This is a genomic window from Ochrobactrum sp. AP1BH01-1, from assembly GCF_018066705.1.
Classification (GTDB): Bacteria; Pseudomonadota; Alphaproteobacteria; order Rhizobiales; family Rhizobiaceae; genus Brucella.
Genome location: NZ_JAGPOU010000003.1, coordinates 170,699 through 187,153, shown reverse-complemented (window position 1 = coordinate 187,153; position 16,455 = coordinate 170,699). Strand labels below are relative to the sequence as shown.

Sequence of the window (16,455 nt, the reverse complement as noted above, 5' to 3'; positions counted from 1 at the left end):
TTGTTCATGTCCCATATAAGGACGCCCCGGCGCGCGCCGGTCATTCGGAGGAAATCATGTTTCGCAAATCGCTAAGCCGCATTCTCTTTTCCGGCGCAGCCCTGGCCATGCTGGCAGGTGCCGCCTCAGCCGAAGGCATCGGCGCGTCGCTTCTCACCCAGCAGCATCCGTTCTACATCTCGCTCGCCGATGCGATGAAGAAGGAAGCGCAGGCTGAAAACGTGCCGCTCGAAATCTCCATCGCCAATCAGGACCTGAGCAAGCAGCTCGCCGATGTGGAAGATTTCATCACCAAGGGCGTCGATGTCATCGTCATTTCGCCGGTTGACAGCAAAGGCGTGCGCGCGGCCATCAAGAAGGCCGAAAACGCCGGCATCAAGGTCATCACCGTGGACGTTCCGGCCAATAATGTCGATGTGACCTCCTTCGTCGGCACGGACAACTTCGCTGGCGGCGAGAAGGCTGCCGAACTGATGGCCAAGTCCATCGGCGAAAAGGGCAATGTCGCCATCATCGACTATCCGACGGTTCAGTCGGTCGTCGACCGCGTTGAAGGCTTCAAGAAGGGCATCGCCAAATATCCGGACGTCAAGATCGTGGCGATCCAGCCGGGCATCACCCGCCCTGAAGCGCTTTCGGCTGCACAGAACATCCTCCAGGCCAATCCTGATATCGTCGGCATTTTCGGCTTCGGTGACGATGCCGCCCTTGCCGCCGCCTCGGCCGTCAAGTCGGCCAAGCTTGAAAACCAGGTCAAGGTGATCGGTTTCGACGGCATGGAAGAAGCCCGCAACGCCGTGAAGAACGACCCGGTCATGGTCGGCGTCATCGCGCAGTACCCGGACGAGATGGGCAAGGTTGCAGTTGAAACCGCCGCCAAGGTCATCAAGGGCGAAAGCGTTCCGGCGAAGCAGCCGATCGAGCCCGGCGTCGTCACCAAGGACGGCGAAACCAAGTAAGACCGCGTGAAGCGGCGGCACTCCTCCCAGCCGCCGTTTCCCCGTCCGCGCGGCGGCCCTGCCCTCACCACAACGGGGCCGCCGCCGCATTTTCCGCCAGCATTTCCGGCAAGGACCTGAAACGGCCTCACGTCCGGCGATGCGGCGAAAACAACGATAGAGCTGTTCCCCCGATTCTGTTTCAATGAGAATCGCCCGCAATGGAGAGCGGAGGCATCGAAGTGACATCCCCCGTTACAGATCAGGCTCCGGTTCTGGAGATACGCGACGTTGCGAAATCCTTCGGCCCGGTGGTCGCGCTGAAACGCATGAACCTGACCGTCCGGCCCGGACGCGTGCACACACTTCTTGGCGAAAACGGCGCTGGCAAATCGACGCTGATGAAGATCCTCGCCGGTGTGTTCAAGCCGACAGCCGGCACGATCACGCTCAAGGGCAAGCCCTATGCGCCGAAAGACCCGCGCGATGCCCGTGCCCACGGGATAGCCATCGTCTTTCAGGAACTGAGCCTCTCGCGCAATCTGACCGTTGCCGAAAACATCTTCGCCAATCACGAACCAAGCCGTTTCGGCTTCATCCGCGAGCGGGAACTGAACGGCGCGGCGGAAAAGCTGATTGCCGATCTCGGCCTGCCGGTCGATGCACGGTCACGGGTGGGTGATCTTTCAATCGCCCAGCGGCAGCTCGTCGAAATCGCCAAGGGCCTGAGCCTGCCCGCCGACGTAGTCATTCTGGATGAGCCGACCTCCTCGCTCTCCGACAGCGAAGCGGAAATCCTGTTCTCGATCATCGAGCGCCTGAAAGCACGCGGCACCGCCGTCATCTATATTTCGCACCGCATGGAAGAAATCATGCGGCTGTCCGACGACATTACGGTCGTGCGCGACGGCGAATATGTTTCGACAGCCGAAAAGAGCCAGACCAGCATAGACAGGCTGATCGCGCTCATGGTCGGGCGCGAGATGCACGACATCTATCCGCCGCGCGAGGCGCCGCGTCCCGCCGACACGGTGCGACCCATCCTCGCAACGAAGAACCTTACCGTGCCGGGCAAGTTCCACGACGTTTCCATCGACGTGAAGCCGGGCGAGGTTGTGGGCCTGTTCGGCCTCGTCGGCTCGGGCCGTTCGGACGTGATGAAGGCGCTGTTCGGCATGTTGCCGCCCTCCGGCACCATCGAACTCGACGGCAAGGCGATCACGCTCGGCTCGCCCAGCGACGCCATCCGCAACGGCATCGCCTTCGTGACCGAAAACCGCAAGGAAGAAGGTCTGGTGCTGCCGCACAGCGTCGAGCGCAACATCAACATGGTTGCGCTTGGCCAGCTTGCCGGTCCGCTCGGCCTCATGCGTTCATCGGCGGAACGGGCTGCGGCGAAAGCCGAAGTCCTGCGCCTTGCCATCAAGACCGCCTCGCTCGATACCGTCGCCGGTTCGCTCAGCGGCGGCAACCAGCAGAAGATCGTGCTGGCCAAGTGGCTACAAACGAAGCCGCGCATTCTCATTCTCGATGAGCCGACGCGCGGCGTCGATGTCGGCGCGAAATTTGAAATCTACCGTATCATCCGTGAACTTGCCGCCAGTGGCGCGGCGATCCTGATGGTTTCCTCCGAACTGCCTGAAGTGCTGGGGCTGAGCGACCGCGTGGCCGTCATGCATAACAAGCGTGTCGCCGCGGTTCTCGATGCCGACGGCCTGACGCCGGAAACCGTCATGAGTTACGCAGCAGGAATGCACCAATGAGCAACGCAGATATCCAGAAGAAAGCCGCGGATGCTGAAGTTCGCCGCTCGTTCTTCAGTTCGCCGGTCGTCCGCCAGTATGGCGGCATCATCATTTCGCTTGCCGTTCTGTGCGTGGTTTTCGCGGTGCTCAATCCGCGTTTTCTCGCCTTCAACAATTTCATGAACATCATGCAGCAGGTGGCCGTGATCGCGGTCGCGGCCTATGGCATGACCTATGTCATCCTGCTCGGCGAAATCGACCTTTCCATCGGCTCGATCATCGCCGTTTCCGGCATGGTGGCCGCGCAGGCCTTCGCGATGGGTTTCGGCTTCGTCCCGACCGTCGTGTTCACGCTTGCCGCCGGTGCCATCATGGGCGGTCTCAACGGCGTGCTTTCGGCCAAGCTGATGCTGCCGTCCTTCATCGTGACGGTTGCAACGATGGGCATTTTCCGCGGCATGGTCAGCCTGCCGACCAACGGCGCGCCGGAAATCATCGAGAACGATGCCTGGCTCGCCATCGGTTCGGAAAACTGGCTCGGCCTGCCGATCATCATCTGGATCGTCGCCATCCTGTTCATCTTCAATTATATCCTCCTGTCGAAGACCGTCTTCGGGCGCCGCATCTATCTGACCGGGGGCAACAAGGAAGCCGCGATCTATTCGGGCATTCGCGTGGACCGCATCAAGATCATCGTTTTCATGATCTCCGGCATCATGGCGGCGATCAGCGGCATCCTGCTTTCCTCGCGCCTTTCCTCCGCGCAGACCAATGCGGGCATGGGTTACGAGCTTGACGCCATCGCGGCCGTCGTCCTCGGCGGCACCTCGCTTGCGGGCGGCGTCGGCACCATGGTCGGCACCATTCTGGGCGCGCTCATCATCGGCGTCATAAACAACGGCATGAACATGCTGTCCGTGCCCTATTTCTATCAGCTCATCGTCAAGGGCGTGGTCATCCTCGTTGCCGTCTGGCTCGATGTGCGCTCCAAGTCCATGCGCGCCTGATCAGGTATATTCATGAAAAAGATCATCACCATCGGCGAGATCGTCGTCGAGATCATGGCCGTCGAAACCGGTTACGGTTTCAAGTCCGCCATTCCCCTGATCGGCCCATTCGCATCCGGCGCGCCCGCGATCTTCATCGATCAGGCGGCGAAGCTCGGCCAGCCATGCGGTCTGGTCAGCGCCGTCGGCAATGACGATTTCGGCAGGCTCAACATCGAGCGCCTGCAAAATGACGGCGTGGACGTGTCGGCGATCGGCATACATCCGACAGCCGCCACCGGCAGCGCCTTCGTGCGTTATCGCCCGGACGGGAACCGCGATTTCATCTTCAACATCAAGCACAGCGCCTGCAGCGCCATCGGCCTGACGCCGGAAGCGGAAAGGCTGGTCGAAGGCGCGGACCATTTGCACATCATGGGCTCGGCGCTGTTTTCGGACAGCATCGTCGCGGCGATCCGCGACGCGACGGCGCGCATCAAGGCAAAGGGCGGCACCGTGTCCTTCGATCCGAATATCCGCAAGGAGATGCTGGACCTGCCCGGCATGCGTGAGGCGCTTGTCCATGTGCTTGAGAACACCGACCTGTTCATGCCGAGCGGCCCGGAAATCTTCCTCTTCGCCAAGGCGACCGAGGAAAGGGCTGCTGTGGACGAACTGCTGGCGCGCGGCATCAAGGCCGTGGTCGTCAAGCGCGGCGCGGAAGGCGCCAGCTATTTCGACCGGAACGGCGAAGTATTCGCGCCGGCCTTCAAGGTCGACGAAGTCGATCCTACCGGCGCGGGCGACAGTTTCGGCGCGGCATTCGTCACCTTCTGGCTGCGCGGGATGGCGCCGAAGGAGGCGCTGACCTTCGCCAATGCCACCGGAGCACGCGCCGTCGGTGTCAAAGGACCAATGGAAGGCACCTCGACCATGGCCGAGATCCAGACGTTTCTTGAAAAGCACGGAGCGCAGGCATGAGCAGCACCCAATCCCTCAGAGACATTCCCGCACGCTACAGGAAGGGCGTGCGCGGCGGAATAACCTCCATCTGCTCAGCGCATCCGATCGTCATCGAAGCCGCCCTTCTTGAAGGCGTCGCGACGAATACGGATGTCCTGATCGAAGCCACCTGCAATCAGGTCAATCAGGATGGCGGTTATACGGGCATGACGCCTGCCGGTTTCCGGCGCTTCGTGGAAGAGATCGCCGCCCGCGTCGGCTTCGATACCGCCCGGCTCATCCTCGGCGGCGACCATCTCGGTCCCAATCCGTGGAAGCATCTTCCCGCTGAAGAAGCGATGCAGAAATCGGAAGTGATGATCGACGCCTTCGTGCGTGCCGGTTTCACCAAGATACATCTCGACACGTCGATGGGCTGCGCGGGCGAACCGGTCGCCTTGCCCGACGCCGTGACCGCCGAACGCGCTGCGCGTCTGGCCAAAGTTTCCGAAGCTGCGGCCCGTGAAGCCGGATACGATCTGCCGGTCTATATCATCGGCACCGAAGTGCCGATCCCCGGCGGCGCGATGGAGGAAATCGAGGAACTGGAGCTGACCAAGCCGGACGCGGCCCTTGAAACGGTGGCCGTCCACCGCAAGGCTTTCGCGGCGCTGGGGCTGGACGACGCCTTTTCCCGCGCCATCGGCGTGGTAGTGCAGCCGGGCGTGGAATTCGGCAATGAGAATGTCGTCTATTACAACAGCGACAAGGCCAGCGCCTTGAGCAGCGTGCTCAACCAGATGCCGCAATTCGTGTTCGAGGCCCATTCGACCGACTACCAGCCGATGGAAGCGCTTTCCGATCTCGTTCACGACGGCTTTGCCATTTTGAAGGTCGGCCCCGGCCTGACCTTCGCGCTGCGCGAGGCGCTTTACGGTCTCGACCAGATTGCGGCCTTCCTCGACAAGCTGCCGGAAGCGGAAACCTTGCGCGGCAAGATGGAAGCGCTGCTTCTGGCCAAGCCGAAAAACTGGGAAAAATATTACCATGGCGATGCGGAGGAACTGCGTCTGCAACGCCATTTCTCCTATAGCGACCGCATCCGCTATTACTGGCCGCATCCTGAGGCCGCCGCTGCCGTCGATGCGCTTTTGAAGCGTCTGGAAGGCCGCAAGATACCGGAGACGCTTATCAGCCAGTATCTTGGCACGCTCTATCCGGCTGTCGCTTCGGGACAGGTGGAAGCCACACCGCATGCCTTGATGGTGGAAGCCGTACGCAATGTTGTGCGGACTTACGGCAAGGCTGCAGGCACTCATTAGTCTTTGTTTGTACGCATTATTCTATGCAAAACCGCTTCGCACTTTTGCTGGAAATGCTCTGAAACAGAAAGGCGCGGTCAAAGCCGCGCCTTTCTTGTTCAAGCTTCTATCGGGCTTTTGAACGCCTTGAGCCGCAAGGCATTGCTGAGCACGAAGATGCTCGAGAACGCCATGGCGCCCGCTGCCAGCACCGGCGACAGAAGCGTGCCGGTGAAGGGATAGAGAACACCCGCCGCGACAGGGATCAGCGCCACGTTATAGGCGAAGGCCCAGAACAGGTTTTCGCCGATATTGCGGATCGTCGCCTTCGATATGGCGATTGCATTGACCACGCCGCGCAGATCGCCCGACATCAGCACGACATCCGCGCTTTCAATCGCAATATCGGTGCCGGTGCCGATGGCTATGCCCACATTCGCCGCGGCGAGTGCCGGCGCATCGTTGATGCCGTCGCCCACGAAAGCCACCTGCTTGCCACCGGACGAAAGACGTTTCAGCGCTTCCACCTTGCCGTCGGGCAGGACTTCCGCAACCACTTCATCGATACCAAGCCGTCTGGCGATTGCCTCCGCCGTGCGGCGATTGTCGCCGGTGATCATCGCCACTTTCAGCCCCTGCTCGTGCAGGGCGGCAATGGCTGCGGGCGTCGTTTCCTTCATCGGGTCGGCAACGGTCAGGATCGCCGCCAGCTTGCCGTCAATGGCGGCATAGAGCGGCGACTGCCCTTCATCGCCGAGACGTTTCGCATCGTTGGCAAACGCAGCCACATCGTGACCGAGCTTTGCCATATAGCGATCAGCGCCGATGGCAACCTCATGACCGGACACCTGCGCCTTGAGGCCAAAACCGGGCACCGCTTCAAAAGCCGAAACGTCTGCGAGCTTCAATCCCTTCGCTTTTGCTGCTTCCACGATGGCGTCGGCAATCGGGTGTTCGGAGCGAGCTTCCACCGCTGCAACGAGCGCCAGAAGCTCGTCCTTTTCGAAGCCCTCGACCGTTGCAAAATGCGCGAGCGCAGGCTTGCCTTGCGTCAGCGTGCCGGTCTTGTCGACCGCGATGACGGCTGCGTCACGCAGGGTCTGCAAGGCATCGCCACGGCGGAACAGGACACCGAACTCAGCCGCGCGACCGGTGCCGACCATGATCGAGGTCGGCGTGGCCAGACCCATGGCGCACGGGCAGGCAATGATGAGAACCGCGATGGCGTTGACCAGCGCATAGCCAAGCATGGCCGTCCCGCCGATTGCGAGCCACAAGGCGAAGGTGAGCGCGGCGGCGGCCATCACCGCAGGCACGAACCAGCCGGTCACCTTGTCGACCTTGGCCTGAATGGGCAGCTTGTCGGCCTGCGCATCCTCGACCATGCGGATGATCTGCGAGATCACCATGTCGCGGCCAACCTTGGTGGCGCGGAAGGTGAAAGCGCCGGTCTTGTTGATCGTGCCGCCAACCACTTCGGCACCTTTTTCCTTGGCGACGGGCACGGGCTCGCCAGTGATCATCGATTCATCGACATAGGAGGAACCTTCGATCACTTCGCCGTCGACCGGCACTTTTTCGCCGGGGCGCACCTGCACGATATCGCCTGCGCGAACGTCTTCCAGCGGCACATCGACGGCCTGCCCGTCACGCACGACACGGGCCGACTTCGCCTGCAAGCCGACCAGACGGCTGATCGCCGCGCTGGTGCGGCCCTTGGCGCGCGCTTCCAGATAGCGGCCTATCAGGATGAGCGTCACGATCACCGCCGCTGCCTCGAAATAGACATTGACCGTTCCTTCCGGCAGGACGCCGGGAAAGAAGGTGGCGACAATGGAAAAGCCCCAGGCGGCAAGCGTGCCGACAACGACCAGCGAGTTCATGTCCGGCGTGCCGCGCAGAAGGGTCGGGACGCCCTTTTTGAAGAAGCGAAGGCCCGGCCCGAACAGGACAAGCGTGGTGAGCACGAATTGCAGATACCAGCTGTTCTGCATCCCGATCCGGTCCGCGACAAACATATGAACGGCCGGAATGAGGTGCGAACCCATCTCCATGATGAAAACAGGCAAGGTCAGGACGGCGGCAAGCAGCACGCTCTTCTTGAGCTCCGCCGCTTCCGCATCGCGCTTTTCGGCCTGCGTTTCGGGCTGTGCGGCGGATGCGGCATCGGCCAGCGAGCGCGCCTCGTAACCCGCCTGCTCAACCGCCTTGACGAGATCGGAAGTCTGGACCGGCCCCGCCAGTTCGACATGGGCGCGCTCGGTTGCGAGATTGACGCTGGCGCGCGTGACACCCGGCACGGCATTCAGCGCCTTTTCAACCTTGCTGACGCAAGAAGCGCAGCTCATGCCTTCAATTGCAAGATCGACGCTGCCCGCCGGGACATCGTAGCCCGCCTTGCGGATGGCCTCGACCACCGACGGCAAATCGGGCGCGCCCCTGAAGGTCACGTCGGCCCGCTCGGTGGCAAGATTCACTGAAACCTTGTCGACACCCGGAACCCTGGAAACGGCTTTTTCAACCGATGACACACAAGATGCGCAGCTCATCCCTTCGACGGGTATGGGAAAGCTGATCGCTTCGTGATTGACAGGCTTGTTCATGGCAATCCCTTTCACTGCCCATGCGGGCACAATTCGAGAGTTGCTCCTTAGATAGTCCTTCCCACCGTTGGAAGGTCAAGCCCCTTTTTTAGAGCGCGTTTCGATCTGATTGAATCAGATTGGCGGCGCTCCAAGCAGTTCCTTTGACACGGAAATTGCCCAAAAATGCTTCAGACTTTTCGGGTACGCTCTAAATCGGCAGGCGGTTGGATGCCGGCGGCATATGCAGGGCGGTCGCCGCGCGATTATGAATGAAGTCGAACACATCGCTTGCGGGCATTGGCCGCCCCGTCAGAAAGCCCTGCACTTCCCCGAACCGCTCCGAACGCAATCGCTCGAGCTGCTGGGCAGTTTCGACCCCTTCGGCGGTGGTTACGATGTTGAACCCCGCACCCAGCGTCGCCACGGCCTGAATGATGGCAAGGTCACGCGTGTCGACTTCAATCCCCGAAACGAAGCTGCGGTCGATCTTGATCTTGTCGAAGGGGAATGAACGCAGATAACTGAGCGATGAATAGCCAGTGCCGAAATCATCCATCGCGATACGAACGCCCAGCCGGCGAAGCTCGAACAGCAGTTCAATATTGTTCTTGCTGTTCGACAAGAAGACCGACTCGGTGATTTCAAGCTCCAGCCTGTCTGGCGAAAGCCGCGCCGCTTCCAGTGCATCTGTAACAGAGTGCAAGAGCGTTGTCTGGCTGAACTGGACCGGCGAAAGATTGACGGAAACCTTGATGTCCTCCGGCCATAGGACAGCTTCCCGACAGGCCGCCCTTAAAACCCAGTCGCCGATCGGCCCGATCAGCCCGGTTTCTTCTGCCAAGGGAATGAACTCGGCGGGAGAAACCATGCCGCGATCCGGATGACGCCAGCGGATCAGCGCCTCGAAGCCGGAAATCCTGCCGCTTTCAAGATTGAATATCGGCTGATAGTGAAGCTCGAACTGTTCGTCCAGCAGCGCCTGGCGAAGTTCGCCCGTCATGACGTGACGCTTCTCGGCTGCAAGGCGCAGCGAGTGCTGATAGAAACGGAACGTGCGGCGTCCACCGGATTTGGACGCGTAAAGCGCCAGGTCGGCGTTACGCATCAACGCATCGGGAGTGTCGCCGTGCAGCGGCGCTTGAGCAATGCCCATGCTGCAAGTGACAAATTCCGAATTGCCAACCAGTTTGAACGCATCCTGAAAAGCTGAAAGGACGCGGTCGGCAAACATCGCGATCTGCCCCAGCGTTCCACTGCGATAAACGATCGCAAACTCATCGCCGCCCAGCCGGGCAATGAATTCATCCGAAGTCGTGATCTGTTTCAGCCGGCGCGCCACTTCCTGCAAAAGCTGGTCGCCCGCTTGATGGCCGATGCTGTCGTTGATGTTCTTGAAATGATCGATGTCGAGATAGAACAGCGCGAAAGGCTCGGAATCTCCGCCCTTTTTCAATAGGCTTTCGACATGATGGGCAAAATAGGCCCGGTTCGGCAGGCCGGTGAGACTGTCATGCATGGCGATATGGGCCATGCGTTCCTCGATTTCGCGTCGCTCGGTTATGTCTTCAACGAGGCCAATGAGATAGCGGGGCTCGTTGCCTTCGACCGGCGGAATCGAGCATTTTATGATCCGCATTGTGCGCGACGTTCCGTCCTTGCGCTCGACCCTGCGTTCGACACTCAATACTTCCCGGCGCCGCATCGCCATGCGGTCTTGCTCGCTGATGACGGCTGCCTCGCGCTCCGGGAAAAGATCGCGGTCGGTAGAGCCGATCGCTTCTTCTATCGGCTGACCGCTCGCGGCCGACGCCGCCTGATTGTAGAGCACATAACGGCCGTTATCGTGCATATCCTTGACGAACACGCCAAGCGGCAAGTTATTGACAAGGCTATCCAGCAAAGTCTGCGCGTGACTTGCCTGACGATTGGCCTCCGTCAGTTCCGTCCTGTCCTGAACAATAGCGAGAATTGCTTCCTTGCCGTCGAACAGGACCTGGCGTCCATAGGTCAGAACATCGATGGTTTCACCATTGGCACGCAGATGCTGCCAGCGCTCCGGGCGCTCGAGGTCGCTACGATCGCGAATAGCTGCAAGCATCCGGTCCCGCTCGGTTGGCGGGCGTATGTCGAGCACGGTCATACCGGGGATATCCTCCGCGGTATAACCGTAAAGCCGGTACGCGGCGTCGTTCATCACCATGAAGCGCAGCGTTTCCGGGTCATAAACCCACATGGGTGTCGGATGCGTCGTAAAAAGGATACGGAAGTCCTGTTCGGACGTGCGCGCCATCGTGCCTTCCGCCGAAGCCGAAGCGCCCCCCCGCTTCCTCATCGCATTCCCCTCATCCTACCGATCCTACAGGATTATACAGTTCCACTCCACGAGCAGACTGTCTCGTTTGTTAGCACTATGAGCAACCCGATTCAGATGCACCCCGAGCATAGATTAAAGCGGAGAATTTTAATAAACCATATACAAATTGGGGGTCGATTTAAGGAATTTCTTTAAAATCAGACTTTTTCCATCGCTTGACCGCCTTCAACTTCCGGCCTATGCCTATAGACGCAAAATTCGTTGGGGTGCCTTCGAAGCAATATCGGGAAAAGCGCCAAGCGGTTTTCCGTCCGATATTGCGACACAAAGGCTGAGAGGTGCGTTCTCGCGCCAACCCATTGAACCTGATCCGGGTAATACCTGCGTAGGGAACGGAGTTTGGCGCGTCGCGGACGGGGTCCATCCCCCTTGGAGCTTGTGCTTCATCAAGGTTCATGACGTCTCATCTTCCGTTCGGAATGAGAGACGACATGATGGACCGACAGAACAGTTTCTCCCGAACCAAACCGACAAGTGGCCAGGCGCGGTCTGTGCCCATCAGCGCGCCCCCCATTTGTGTGACCATTGCCGGCTCCGACAGCGGCGGCGGCGCCGGCATTCAGGCCGACCTCAAGACGTTTTCGGCGCTTGGTGTTTATGGCGCGAGCGTCATTGCCGCCGTGACCGTGCAGAACACGTGCACGGTGAGCGCGGTGCACGACATACCGCCTGCCATCGTCGCGGGGCAGATCGACGCCGTTTTCAGCGATCTCGATGTGGCGGCGGTGAAGATCGGCATGGTTTCCGTGCCTGAAACCATCGAAGCCATCGCGCGGGGGCTCGCGCATTTTTCCGGTCCCGTCGTTGTCGATCCGGTGATGGTGGCAAAGTCTGGCGACCGGCTATTGAGCGAAAACGCCATTGCGCTTTTGCGTCAGAAACTCATTCCGCTCGCGACGCTTTTGACCCCCAACCGACCGGAAGCGGCCTGCTTGCTCGGCTGCGGTCTGGCGCTCGACGATGCGGACGCCGAGGAACAAGGACGCGCCTTGCTCGACCTCGGCGCGAAGGCCGTCCTGATGAAAGGCGGCCATGCGGAAGGCGAAACATGCGTCGATCTGCTGGTGCGCCGCGATCAGCCGACGCTTCGTGTCGAAGCGCCGCGTATCAGGACCGTCAACACCCATGGCACAGGCTGCACGCTTTCATCGGCCATCGCCGCAGAGCTTGCCAAAAACCTGCCGCTGGAAAAGGCAGTGCTGAACGCCCATGCCTATCTGCAAGGGGCAATCCGCGCCGCCGATACGTTGAAGATCGGACACGGCCACGGGCCGGTGCATCATTTTCATGACCTCTGGACAATCCGAACGGAGGAGATTGCGTGATGCGCGTTACCGTCATCGGAGCAGGCGTCGCCGGGCTTGCGACCGCCGCCGAGTTCACCGATCAGGGCCATGCCGTCACGGTGATTGCCCGCAGCCCGCAGATCGGTGCCGACTGCTGTTCGTGGCTGGCAGGCGGCATGCTGGCGCCATGGTGCGAGGGCGAAAGCGCCGAGGAACCGGTGGTGCGGCTTGGGCAGGAAGCACTTGGCTGGTGGGAAAAGCACGTCTCCGGCGTCAAGCGGGAAGGCACGCTGGTTCTGTCGCACAACCGCGATGCCAGCGAGTTGCGCCGTTTCGCCCGCCGGACGGAAGCTTTCGACACAATCGATCATGACCGCATCGATGCGCTGGAACCTGATCTGGCCGGACGTTTCCGGCAGGGCCTGTTCTTCGCGCGCGAAGGGCATCTCGATCCGCGCAGGACATTGGTGGAAATGGCCGAAAACCTGCAACGAAAGGGTGTCGTCTTCCACCTCAATACGGAAGCCGATGCAGCGGAGATCTACGCGGATATCGTAGTGGACGCCCGTGGTCTGGCTGCACGGGATGCGCTGCCCGATCTGCGCGGCGTCAAGGGCGAGATGCTGGTTGTCCGATCCCGCGACATCAACCTGTCGCGGCCCGTGCGTCTCCTGCATCCGCGCATTCCGCTTTACATCGTGCCGCGCGGCGACGGTGTGCACATGATCGGCGCGACCATGATCGAAAGCGGCGAGCGGTCGGGCATCAGCGTGCGCTCCACGCTGGAACTTTTGAGCGCGGCTTACGCCCTGCATCCGGCCTTTGGCGAGGCGGAAATTCTCGAAACCGGCGTCGATGCGCGTCCGGCCTTTCCCGACAATCTGCCCCGCGTGCGGCGGCGCGGCAAAACCATCTATGTCAACGGGCTTTACCGCCACGGCTTTCTGCTTTCGCCGGCGATAGCACGCATGGCGGTCACTGCTGCGACCACGCCCGAAACCATGCCCGAATTTGTGGAGGACTATGCATGACGATCGTGCTGAACGGTGAAGTCATCACCACGAAAGCCGCCAATCTGGCGGCGCTGCTCGCAGAAATCGAACTGGACGAAGCAGTTGTTGCAACCGCGCTGAACGGCGAATTCGTGGCAAGCGACGAGCGCGAAGCAGCGACCCTGTCTTCTGGCGACCGCATCGAAGTTCTGGCCCCGATGCAGGGAGGCTGAGATGCTGGAATTTTATGGAAAACAATTCGAAAGCCGCCTGCTGCTCGGCACCGCGCAATATCCATCGCCCGCAATCCTTGCCGATGCGGTGCGCGCCTCGCGGGCGGGGATCGTCACCGTGTCGCTGCGCCGTGAAAGCGGCGAGGCCCGCGCCGGGCAGGATTTCTGGGCGCTGATCCGGGAACTGGGCGTGGCCGTTCTGCCCAATACGGCAGGCTGCCACACGCCGCGCGAAGCGGTGACCACGGCCAAGATGGCGCGTGAAATCTTCGGCACCAACTGGATCAAGCTGGAGGTGATCGGCGACCATGACACGTTGCAGCCCGACCCGTTCGGTCTGGTCGAGGCGGCACGCACTCTCTGCGACGATGGCTTTGAGGTCTTTCCCTATATGAATGACGATCTGGTCGTCGCGGAAAAGCTTCTCGAAGCCGGTTGCAAGGTGCTGATGCCGTGGGGCGCGCCCATCGGCTCGGGCCGTGGCCTCAACAACCCTTATGCGCTGAAAACCATGCGGGCGCATTTCCCCGATATTCCGCTTGTCGTTGATGCGGGCATCGGCGTGCCGTCCCATGCGGCAGCGGCGATGGAACTGGGCTATGACGCCGTGCTCATCAACACTGCCGTTGCCAAGGCTGGCGATCCCGCCGCTATCGCGCGCGCTTTCGCGCTTGCGGTCGAAGCCGGTCGCATCGCCCATGAAGCCGATCCGATTGAAGCCCGCGATATGGCCTCCCCTTCCACTCCCCTTATCGGAAAGGCTTTTCTGTAATGGCGCTTGATCCGTTCTACCCGATCTTCGACAGCGCGAAATGGCTGGAGCGCATGGTGCCGCTCGGCGTCAGGCTGGTGCAGCTGCGCATCAAGGACAAGGACGATGCCGAACTGCGCGGTGAAATCCGCGCCGCGCGGGAAATCTGCCTTGCGCATGACTGCCAGCTCATCGTCAACGACTACTGGAAACTGGCCATCGAGGAAGGTTGCGATTTCATTCATCTGGGTCAGGAAGACCTGGATGATGCCGATCTCGATGCGATCCGGAATAGCGGGATGAAGCTCGGCGTTTCCAGCCATGACGAAGCGGAACTCGACCGCGCACTCGCGCTGAAACCCGCCTACATCGCGCTCGGCCCTGTCTATCCCACCATTCTCAAGAAGATGAAGTGGCACGAACAGGGGCTGGGCCGCGTGCGGCAATGGAAAACCGCGCTTGGTGACACTCCGCTCGTCGGTATCGGCGGCATGAATGTGGAGCGCGCGCCCGGCGTTTTCGATGCCGGAGCCGACATCGTTTCCGTTGTCACCGACATCACCCTTAACCCCGATCCGGAGGCCCGCCTGCGGCAATGGATCGAAATTACACGGCCCCATGTAATTTAGTTTCTGGAGGAAACATTGAAAAAACTGGTTTTTGCAGCGCTCTTCAGCGCCACGGTCTCGTTCGCCCTGATTTCAGCTCAGGCTGCGCAGGCGAACGATAAATTCAAGCTCATCCTCGACTGGTATGTGAATCCCGATCACGGGCCGATCATCGTCGCCGACAAGCTCGGCTACTTCAAGGATGCAGGTCTCGATGTCGATATTGTCGCGCCAGCGGATGCTGCGGTGCCGCCGAAGATAGTCGCCGCCGGGCAGGCAGACCTTGCGATCTCCTATCAGCAGCAGGTGCATCTGGACGTTCATGCCGATATGCCGCTCATCCGCGTCGGCACATTGATCGACTCGCCGCTCAACTGCCTGATGACCCGCGACGATGGATCGGTGAATGCAATCGCCGATCTCAAGGGCAAGAAGATCGGCTTTTCGGTTGCGGGCGTGGAGGAAACCGTGCTCGGCACCATTCTCAAGAAGCATGGCATCAAACTCTCCGACGTCGAGCTCATCAATGTGAACTTCTCGCTGGCGCCATCGCTCATGTCGAAACAGGTCGATGCGGTGATGGGTGCCTATCGCAATGTGGAACTGAACCAGATGGCGGTCGAAGGCGTGGCAGGCAAATGCTTCAACGTCGAGGAAGAAGGCGTGCCGCCCTATGATGAGCTGGTCTATGTCGCAAACAGCGAAAAGCTCGGCACAGCGGAAAAGGACAAGATTTCCCGTTTCCTCTCGGCCACCGAAAAAGGTGCGCAATATATCGTCAATCATCCGCAACAGAGCTTCGAGGTGTTCGCGTCCTACAGTTCCGAACTCAAGGACGAATTGAACCAGCGCGCCTGGAAAGACACGGTCGCCCGCTTCTCTCGCTCGCCCGCGAGCCTCGATTACGGGCGCTGGAGCCGCTACGAGGCCTATCTGAAGGAAAACGGCCTCGTGCCTTCGATCCTGCCCGTCGAGAAACTGGCCATCGATGTAAACGCAGAAGGAAACAAGCTATGACCATGCCGCAGCCGCATTATTCGTCCGAACTGTTCACGCGTCTTCGTGCCGCCACGCTTGCCGACTGGAAACCCTATATCGAACATGAATTCGTGCGTGGGCTTGGCGACGGAACGCTGCCGAAATCGGCTTTTCTGCACTATCTCCAGCAGGATTATGTCTATCTGCACCACTATGCCCGCGCCTTTGCGCTCGGCGTGGTCAAAGCCAATACGCTGCAGGAAACCCGGCTTTGCGCCGATATCATGCATCGGCTCACGCTGACGGAACTGCCGCTGCATGTCGGCATATGCGGGCGCGAAGGCATCAGCGAAGATGACCTCTACAACACCCGGGAAGAGCCGGAAAACCTTGCCTATACGCGCTATGTGCTCGATTGCGGACAGGCGGGCGATTTCCTCGACCTTTTGACCGCGCTCGTGCCCTGCGCCCATGGCTATGGCGAAATCGGGCTAAGGCTTGCGGCGACGGCCACACCCGGCACGCCCTATCGGGAGTGGATCGATACCTATGCCGGGTCCGGCTATCAGGATATGTGCCACACGGTCGGCAGGCTGTTCGATCATGCTGCAAAGGACCGCATCGGCACGGATTTCGAGAAAAGCCCGCGCTGGCCGAAGCTCTGCCAGATCTTTGCGACGGCAAGCAGGCTCGAAGCCGATTTCTGGTCCATGGGCTTGAAAGCAAAGTGACGGGC

The 16,455-nt window shown here is 60.5% G+C and carries 14 protein-coding genes and 1 riboswitch; of the genes, 12 read left to right on the top strand and 2 right to left on the bottom strand.

Annotated features, from left to right (window positions below):
* Positions 1–56 precede the first annotated feature (56 nt).
* From J9800_RS11505 to J9800_RS11485, 5 genes are all read left to right on the top strand, one after another.
* Entirely contained in the window at positions 57–959 is a 903-nt protein-coding gene (locus J9800_RS11505; protein WP_112589653.1) for a substrate-binding domain-containing protein, read from the top strand.
* A gap of 221 nt (positions 960–1,180) precedes the next feature.
* Positions 1,181–2,701, top strand: coding sequence for a sugar ABC transporter ATP-binding protein (locus tag J9800_RS11500; protein WP_502696690.1), 1,521 nt, complete (start codon positions 1,181–1,183; stop codon positions 2,699–2,701).
* Positions 2,698–3,690: an ABC transporter permease gene (locus tag J9800_RS11495; protein ID WP_162792605.1), complete on the top strand. Its 993-nt coding sequence runs from the start codon at positions 2,698–2,700 to the stop codon at positions 3,688–3,690. The genes J9800_RS11500 and J9800_RS11495 overlap by 4 nt, the downstream gene beginning before the upstream one ends.
* A gap of 12 nt (positions 3,691–3,702) precedes the next feature.
* Positions 3,703–4,650 (top strand): tagatose kinase, encoded by a 948-nt coding sequence (locus tag J9800_RS11490; protein WP_114214252.1) that lies wholly within the window; start codon positions 3,703–3,705, stop codon positions 4,648–4,650.
* Positions 4,647–5,933, top strand: coding sequence for a D-tagatose-bisphosphate aldolase, class II, non-catalytic subunit (locus tag J9800_RS11485; RefSeq protein ID WP_114214253.1), 1,287 nt, complete (start codon positions 4,647–4,649; stop codon positions 5,931–5,933). Before J9800_RS11490 ends, J9800_RS11485 begins: the two co-directional genes overlap by 4 nt.
* Before the next feature lie 98 nt (positions 5,934–6,031).
* Here the strand turns inward: J9800_RS11485 and J9800_RS11480 are convergent, their stop codons facing one another.
* Together J9800_RS11480 and J9800_RS11475 are read right to left on the bottom strand one after the other, a co-directional pair.
* Positions 6,032–8,515, bottom strand: a complete 2,484-nt coding sequence (locus J9800_RS11480) for a heavy metal translocating P-type ATPase (protein WP_114214254.1) — start codon at positions 8,513–8,515, stop codon at positions 6,032–6,034.
* Positions 8,516–8,705: 190 nt separating this feature from the next.
* The gene (locus J9800_RS11475) at positions 8,706–10,829 is read right to left on the bottom strand and encodes a putative bifunctional diguanylate cyclase/phosphodiesterase (RefSeq protein ID WP_114214255.1); all 2,124 of its coding nucleotides are present in this window, start codon (positions 10,827–10,829) and stop codon (positions 8,706–8,708) included.
* Positions 10,830–11,063: 234 nt separating this feature from the next.
* Positions 11,064–11,220, top strand: a riboswitch (TPP riboswitch).
* A gap of 85 nt (positions 11,221–11,305) precedes the next feature.
* Here J9800_RS11475 and thiD point away from each other — a divergent pair.
* Genes thiD through tenA form a run of 7 tightly spaced genes read left to right on the top strand, consistent with a single transcriptional unit; the run spans position 11,306 to position 16,450 of the window.
* Complete coding sequence (gene thiD, locus J9800_RS11470; protein ID WP_114214625.1) at positions 11,306–12,196, top strand: bifunctional hydroxymethylpyrimidine kinase/phosphomethylpyrimidine kinase; 891 nt, start codon at positions 11,306–11,308, stop codon at positions 12,194–12,196.
* Positions 12,196–13,188 (top strand): glycine oxidase ThiO, encoded by a 993-nt coding sequence (gene thiO, locus J9800_RS11465; protein WP_114214256.1) that lies wholly within the window; start codon positions 12,196–12,198, stop codon positions 13,186–13,188. The genes thiD and thiO overlap by 1 nt, the downstream gene beginning before the upstream one ends.
* Positions 13,185–13,382 carry a sulfur carrier protein ThiS gene (gene thiS, locus J9800_RS11460; RefSeq protein ID WP_114214257.1) on the top strand — a complete coding sequence of 66 codons (198 nt, stop codon included), beginning with the start codon at positions 13,185–13,187 and terminating at the stop codon, positions 13,380–13,382. Before thiO ends, thiS begins: the two co-directional genes overlap by 4 nt.
* A 1-nt stretch (position 13,383) precedes the next feature.
* Positions 13,384–14,154, top strand: a complete 771-nt coding sequence (locus tag J9800_RS11455) for a thiazole synthase (RefSeq protein WP_114214258.1) — start codon at positions 13,384–13,386, stop codon at positions 14,152–14,154.
* On the top strand, positions 14,154–14,762 hold the full coding sequence (locus tag J9800_RS11450; protein ID WP_114214259.1) for a thiamine phosphate synthase: 609 nt from the start codon (positions 14,154–14,156) through the stop codon (positions 14,760–14,762). Before J9800_RS11455 ends, J9800_RS11450 begins: the two co-directional genes overlap by 1 nt.
* 15 nt (positions 14,763–14,777) lie before the next feature.
* On the top strand, positions 14,778–15,758 hold the full coding sequence (locus tag J9800_RS11445; RefSeq protein WP_114214260.1) for an ABC transporter substrate-binding protein: 981 nt from the start codon (positions 14,778–14,780) through the stop codon (positions 15,756–15,758).
* The gene (tenA, locus tag J9800_RS11440) at positions 15,755–16,450 is read left to right on the top strand and encodes a thiaminase II (RefSeq protein WP_210845722.1); all 696 of its coding nucleotides are present in this window, start codon (positions 15,755–15,757) and stop codon (positions 16,448–16,450) included. The genes J9800_RS11445 and tenA overlap by 4 nt, the downstream gene beginning before the upstream one ends.
* Positions 16,451–16,455 lie beyond the last annotated feature (5 nt).

Excerpts from the sequence above, each read along its gene's own strand:
- J9800_RS11505 (WP_112589653.1), top strand. The coding sequence starts at position 57 with ATGTTTCGCAAATCGCTAAGCCGCATTCTCTTTTCCGGCGCAGCCCTG.
- J9800_RS11495 (WP_162792605.1), top strand. The coding sequence starts at position 2,698 with ATGAGCAACGCAGATATCCAGAAGAAAGCCGCGGATGCTGAAGTTCGC.
- J9800_RS11490 (WP_114214252.1), top strand. The coding sequence starts at position 3,703 with ATGAAAAAGATCATCACCATCGGCGAGATCGTCGTCGAGATCATGGCC.
- J9800_RS11485 (WP_114214253.1), top strand. The coding sequence starts at position 4,647 with ATGAGCAGCACCCAATCCCTCAGAGACATTCCCGCACGCTACAGGAAG.
- J9800_RS11480 (WP_114214254.1), bottom strand. The coding sequence starts at position 8,515 with ATGAACAAGCCTGTCAATCACGAAGCGATCAGCTTTCCCATACCCGTC.
- J9800_RS11475 (WP_114214255.1), bottom strand. The coding sequence starts at position 10,829 with ATGAGGAAGCGGGGGGGCGCTTCGGCTTCGGCGGAAGGCACGATGGCG.
- thiD (WP_114214625.1), top strand. The coding sequence starts at position 11,306 with ATGGACCGACAGAACAGTTTCTCCCGAACCAAACCGACAAGTGGCCAG.
- thiO (WP_114214256.1), top strand. The coding sequence starts at position 12,196 with ATGCGCGTTACCGTCATCGGAGCAGGCGTCGCCGGGCTTGCGACCGCC.
- thiS (WP_114214257.1), top strand. The coding sequence starts at position 13,185 with ATGACGATCGTGCTGAACGGTGAAGTCATCACCACGAAAGCCGCCAAT.
- J9800_RS11455 (WP_114214258.1), top strand. The coding sequence starts at position 13,384 with ATGCTGGAATTTTATGGAAAACAATTCGAAAGCCGCCTGCTGCTCGGC.
- J9800_RS11450 (WP_114214259.1), top strand. The coding sequence starts at position 14,154 with ATGGCGCTTGATCCGTTCTACCCGATCTTCGACAGCGCGAAATGGCTG.
- tenA (WP_210845722.1), top strand. The coding sequence starts at position 15,755 with ATGACCATGCCGCAGCCGCATTATTCGTCCGAACTGTTCACGCGTCTT.